The sequence below is a fragment of the Microbacterium sp. Bi128 genome (genome assembly GCF_918698205.1).
The window spans coordinates 1-5,033 of sequence record NZ_CAKKMM010000302.1 but is presented as its reverse complement, the minus strand read 5'-3'; the positions used below and the strand labels follow the sequence as shown (position 1 = coordinate 5,033).

Annotated in this window: 5 protein-coding genes and 1 pseudogene; 5 read left to right on the top strand and 1 reads right to left on the bottom strand. The window is 67.6% G+C overall.

Annotation, left to right across the window (positions count from 1 at the left end; translation table 11 throughout):
• The 5 genes and pseudogenes from LQV45_RS17600 to LQV45_RS17580 form a co-directional block, all read left to right on the top strand.
• A pseudogene (locus LQV45_RS17600) lies at window positions 1-429 on the top strand (transcription termination factor Rho); the annotation flags it as partial.
• A 258-nt stretch (window positions 430-687) separates the two neighbouring features.
• The gene (prfA, locus tag LQV45_RS17595) at window positions 688-1,761 is read left to right on the top strand and encodes a peptide chain release factor 1 (protein WP_079554478.1); all 1,074 of its coding nucleotides are present in this window, start codon (window positions 688-690) and stop codon (window positions 1,759-1,761) included.
• A gap of 16 nt (window positions 1,762-1,777) precedes the next feature.
• The gene (gene prmC, locus LQV45_RS17590) at window positions 1,778-2,707 is read left to right on the top strand and encodes a peptide chain release factor N(5)-glutamine methyltransferase (protein WP_230008135.1); all 930 of its coding nucleotides are present in this window, start codon (window positions 1,778-1,780) and stop codon (window positions 2,705-2,707) included.
• Complete coding sequence (locus LQV45_RS17585) at window positions 2,704-3,426, top strand: L-threonylcarbamoyladenylate synthase (RefSeq protein WP_230008134.1); 723 nt, start codon at window positions 2,704-2,706, stop codon at window positions 3,424-3,426. The genes prmC and LQV45_RS17585 overlap by 4 nt, the downstream gene beginning before the upstream one ends.
• Window positions 3,423-4,190, top strand: coding sequence for a WecB/TagA/CpsF family glycosyltransferase (locus LQV45_RS17580; RefSeq protein WP_223916033.1), 768 nt, complete (start codon window positions 3,423-3,425; stop codon window positions 4,188-4,190). The genes LQV45_RS17585 and LQV45_RS17580 overlap by 4 nt, the downstream gene beginning before the upstream one ends.
• Here the strand turns inward: LQV45_RS17580 and LQV45_RS17575 are convergent.
• Window positions 4,093-5,033, bottom strand: a 941-nt coding sequence (locus LQV45_RS17575) for a glycosyltransferase (RefSeq protein WP_230008133.1), incomplete at its 5' end; no start/stop codon positions are given. The two genes, LQV45_RS17580 and LQV45_RS17575, sit on opposite strands and share 98 nt — an antisense overlap.

Sequence of the window (5,033 nt, the reverse complement as noted above, 5' to 3'; positions counted from 1 at the left end):
GGTGTGGACTCCGCGGCGCTGTACCCGCCGAAGCGTTTCTTCGGTGCAGCCCGCAACATCGAAAACGGCGGCTCGCTGACCATCCTGGCCACCGCGCTCGTCGAGACCGGTTCCAAGATGGACGAGGTCATCTTCGAAGAGTTCAAGGGCACCGGCAACATGGAACTGCGCCTGTCCCGCCAGCTCGCGGACAAGCGCATCTTCCCGGCCGTGGACGTCAACGCGTCCGGTACCCGCCGTGAGGAAAACCTGCTTTCCCCCGAGGAAGTCAAGATCATGTGGAAGCTGCGCCGCGTCCTGTCCGGACTCGAAACGCAGCAGAGCCTTGAGCTGCTGACCAACAAGATCCGGGAGACCCAGAGCAACGTCGAGTTCCTCATGCAGGTGCAGAAGACGACGCTTGGTGCGAAGTCCGATAACGACAAGTAGCTGGCTTTCGCCGCTCAAAATATGCCGGCCCCACCCCTCCGCCGGGTGGCTAACGATCTGCGATCGTTAGCCACCCGGCTCCGGCAGGCCCGAAGCCACTCCCTGGCCGGCATATTTTGAGCGGCTTCTGGTTTAACTCACCACCCCCTGGCGGGAGCAACGCGGGGTCACCTACGGCCCATCAGGGCCGCCGGAATGGGCGGTAAGTGACCCCGCGTTGCAGTAACTAGACTTGAGAGAGTCGAAAGAGGTTTGAAAATGTTTGAGTCCGTACAGGGCCTGTTGGATGAGCACGACTCTATCCAGGCTCAGCTGGGGGATCCTGCTGTCTACGCTGACCAGCGGCTGGCCCGGAAGCTGGGGCGGCGTTCTGCCCAGTTGAACGGCATTGTGGAGGCCTACCACCGCTGGGAAGGCATCCGCGATGACCTGGCCGCTGCCAAGGAAATGGCGGACGAGGACCCCGAGTTTGCGGCCGAGGTACCCGAGCTGGAGGCCGCGCTGGAGCTGGCGGCGGCCAAGCTGCGCCGGCTGCTGATCCCGCGCGACCCGGACGACTCCCGCAACGTGATCCTCGAGGTCAAGGGCGGCGAAGGCGGCGACGAGGCAGCCCTGTTCGCCGCGGACCTGCTGCGGATGTACAGCCGTTACGCGGAATCCCGCGGCTGGAAGACCGAGATCATCTCCGCCACCGAGTCGGACCTCGGCGGGTACAAGGACGTCCAGATGGCCGTCAAGGGCAGCTCGAACGATCCGGCCGAAGGCGTGTACGCCCGGCTCAAGTTCGAAGGCGGCGTGCACCGGGTCCAGCGTGTTCCCGTCACCGAATCCCAGGGCCGCATCCACACCTCGGCCGCCGGCGTGCTGGTGCTGCCCGAAGTGGACGAGCCCGAGGAGCTCGAGATCAACCAGAACGATCTCAAGATCGACGTCTACCGCTCCTCCGGTCCCGGCGGGCAGTCGGTCAACACCACCGACTCCGCAGTGCGCATCACGCACCTTCCCACCGGAATCGTCGTCGCCATGCAGAACGAAAAATCGCAGCTGCAGAACCGTGAGGCCGGCATGCGCGTGCTGCGTGCCCGCATCCTGGCGCACCAGCAGGAGCTGATCGACGCCGAAAACTCGGCGCAGCGCAAGTCGCAGATCCGCACCATGGACCGCTCCGAGCGCATCCGTACCTATAACTACCCGGAAAACCGGATTGCGGACCACCGCACCGGTTACAAGGCCTACAACCTGGACCAGGTCATGAACGGCGACCTGGAACCGGTGATCCAGTCGGCCATCGAATTGGACGAGCAGTCCCGGCTCGACGCCATCGGCGAATAGGCGCGGGTCACTGGTGATGACTGCAGGTGATGGTCCGAGCCTCGCGGAGGCCGTCAGCGAGGCGACGGCGGTCCTCGCGGCGGCCGGCGTGCCCAGCCCGCGCGTGGACGCCGAGCTCCTGGCCGAGCACCTGCTCGGCGTCGGACTGGGCCGGTTGCGCGCGCTGATGCTCGGGGACTCGCCGGCGCCGGAAGGCTACGCCGACCTGGTCGCCGAACGGGCGCAGCGGATCCCGCTGCAGCACATAACGGGCGTGGCGCACTTCCGCTACCTCGAACTCGCCGTCGGCCCCGGTGTGTTCATCCCGCGGCCGGAGACCGAATCCGTGGTGCAGCTGGTCCTGGACTGGCTCAGCGCTAGGAAACAACTGGACGGCCTGGCGCACCCCAAGGTCGTGGACCTGGGCACCGGGTCCGGTGCCATTGCAGGCTCGATCGCCCATGAGGTTCCCGGCGCGGAAGTCCACGCGGTCGAGTTCAGCGAATTCGCGCACGCGTGGGCGGCGAAAAACTTGGCTCCCCTGGGCGTCCACCTCATCCGCGGCGACCTGCGCAACGCGCTGGCCGAACACAACGGCACGTTCGACGTCGTCGTCTCCAACCCGCCCTACATCCCCGCCGAAGCGATCCCGAACGAACCCGAAGTGGCGCTGCACGACCCGCCCGAGGCGCTCTACGGCGGGGGAGCGGACGGGATGGAACTTCCGACGGCGGCGGCCGCCTCGGCTGCCCGCCTGCTGGTTCCCGGCGGCTACTTCGTGATGGAGCACGCCGAGGTCCAGTCGGAATGGATCGCCGCGATGCTCAAACGCGCCGGGGTGTTCGCCGAGGTGACAACGCACCGTGACCTCAACGGCAAGGACCGCGCCACCAGCGCCGTCCTGGCACCGTCAGGGCCGACGCCCGCGAAAAATCGTGTGACAAGTGATGAAAGAATAGGCCAGTGACGACTAGCTACGATTGCACGGCGGCCGAGCAGCGCGCTGCGGGACTTGAGCACGCCCAACGGGCCATCCGGGAGAACAAGTGCGTGGTCTTTCCCACGGACACGGTCTACGGGATTGCGGCCGACGCCTTTTCGCCCCTTGCCGTGACCCTGCTGCTCGCCTCCAAGGGCCGGAGCCGTAAGATGCCGCCGCCCGTGCTGATCCCCAGGCTGAACGCCCTCGATGGCCTGGCCACGGACGTTCCGGCCGAGGCGCGGCGGCTGGCCGAGGCGTTCTGGCCCGGCGGCCTGACCCTGATCCTGCATGCCCAGCCGTCGTTGGACTGGGATCTCGGCGAGACCAAGGGCACGGTCGCCCTGCGGATCCCGGCCGACGAGATCGCCCAGGACCTGCTGACGCTTACCGGACCCCTCGCGGTGTCCTCCGCGAACCGCACCGGGCACGCCGCGGCGCAGACCGCCGCGGACGCCGAAGCCCAGCTGGCGGAATCCGTGGAGGTTTACCTGGAGGGCGGACCCCGGCCCGCCGACGGCGCCGAGGCCCTCGCCTCGACCATCGTCGACGCGACGGCGCTGCCCTTGCGCGTCGTCCGGCAGGGAGCCATCAGCCTCGACCGCCTGCGCGGCGTGGTGCCCGGCGTCCTGGACATCGACGGCAACGCCCCCGATGCTGCGGACGCTCCGGAGGCCGCCGCTGCGCCGGAGCCCGGTTCCGCATGACGCTGGAGCGTCAGCGCGTCCCTTTCCTCGACGTCGAAGCGACCCCCGTGACGGTGTCCGAGCTGACCGCGGTCCTCAGCACCTTCATGGCCGAGGGCAAGACCCGGATCGTGGTGGGCCACAACCTGCACAGCGTGACGCTGCTGCACTCCGATCCTGCCTTCCGCTCTTTCTATGAGCGCAGCGACGTGGTCCTGATCGACGGCGCACCGGTGCTCTGGCTCTGGGCGAAGACCGGCGAAGAGGACGACGGCAGGGAACCGGTGATGGACTACCGCCTTGGGTCGACCGACTGGATTCCCGCGCTCGGCAATGTCGCGGGACTGGAGCGCATTGCGGTCATCGGTGCAGGCGCCGTGGCCAACGCCGGTGCCGTGGCCAGGCTGCGGGAGATCGTCCCCGGGGCGCGGGTCGACGGCATGCCCGGCGAAGGCTGGAACAAGGAAGTTGAGGAAGCCGCGGTCGAATGGCTGAACCGGCTCCGCCCGCAGCTTGTGCTGCTGGGCCTCGGGATGCCGCTGCAGGAGCAGGTCATGGCCCGCCGGCTTGCCGCGCTTCCGCCTGCGGTCTACTGCACCGTCGGCGGCGCCATCGAACAGATTGCCGGTGTGCAGAAACTGGCGCCGCGCTGGATCGGCCGGCTCGGACTCGAATGGGCCTGGCGGCTCATGCTCCACCCGCAGCGGGTAGCCTACCGGGTGTTCGGCGAACCCTGGGTGCTGCTGGGCCTGCTGCTCCGCCGGCGCCTGCGCCGGCAGCCCTAGGCTGCCGGCGGGGCTGCCAGCGGGGGAGCGCGTCAGAACTTCTGCCGAAGCCCTTGCCGCGGAGCCCGGCGGAAAAGACGCGGAACCAGTCAGCGAGCCCGCGGAAGTCGCCGCTGCGCAGGAAGTAGCCGAGGTAGCCGCCCACATCCGCGATGAAGGACTTGACCCGGAAGTGGCGGCGGATCATGTACCCGCGGTTCCGGTAGTAGAAGTAGCGCTTGAAGGCGGAATCCGGAACGATCACGTGCCACCGCGCACCGAAGACGTGCTTGGTTTCAGCGAAGGCGTGCGGGTGCGTGATGGCGGCGGTGGTCACCGTGCCGAAGCGGATCCCGGCCTTCCTGAGCCTGAGCGTGAAGTCCACCTCGTCGCCACGGATGAAAAGGCGCATGTCCGGCAGGCCGACTTTGAAGAAGACATCGGAACGGATCAGGGCGCCGTTGAAAAAGTGCCCGTCGTCGGGCAGGAATCCGACCTTTTCCACCTCCGCGCGCTCATGCGTGACCTTGCCGTCCAGCCGGAAGAAAAAGGACAGCTGGTCCGGGTGGCCGGGGGCCACCACGAGGGGCACGACGGCGTCCAGGTCACGCTCCTGGGCCTCACGGAGCAACGTGGCAAGGCAGTCGGGATCTGCCGGTTCGGCGTCGTCGTCCATCATCCAGATCCAGTCAGCCCCGCTGGCCACGGCCTTGAGGATGGCCAACGAGAATCCGCCGGCGCCGCCAAGGTTTGCCTCGGACCGGACATAGTCCACGTTGGCGTGCTGGCCGGCAACGTCCGTCGACGGCACGGTGCCGCTGTCGACGAGGCAAAAGGACTGCACTGGAGCGGTCTGGTTGTTGA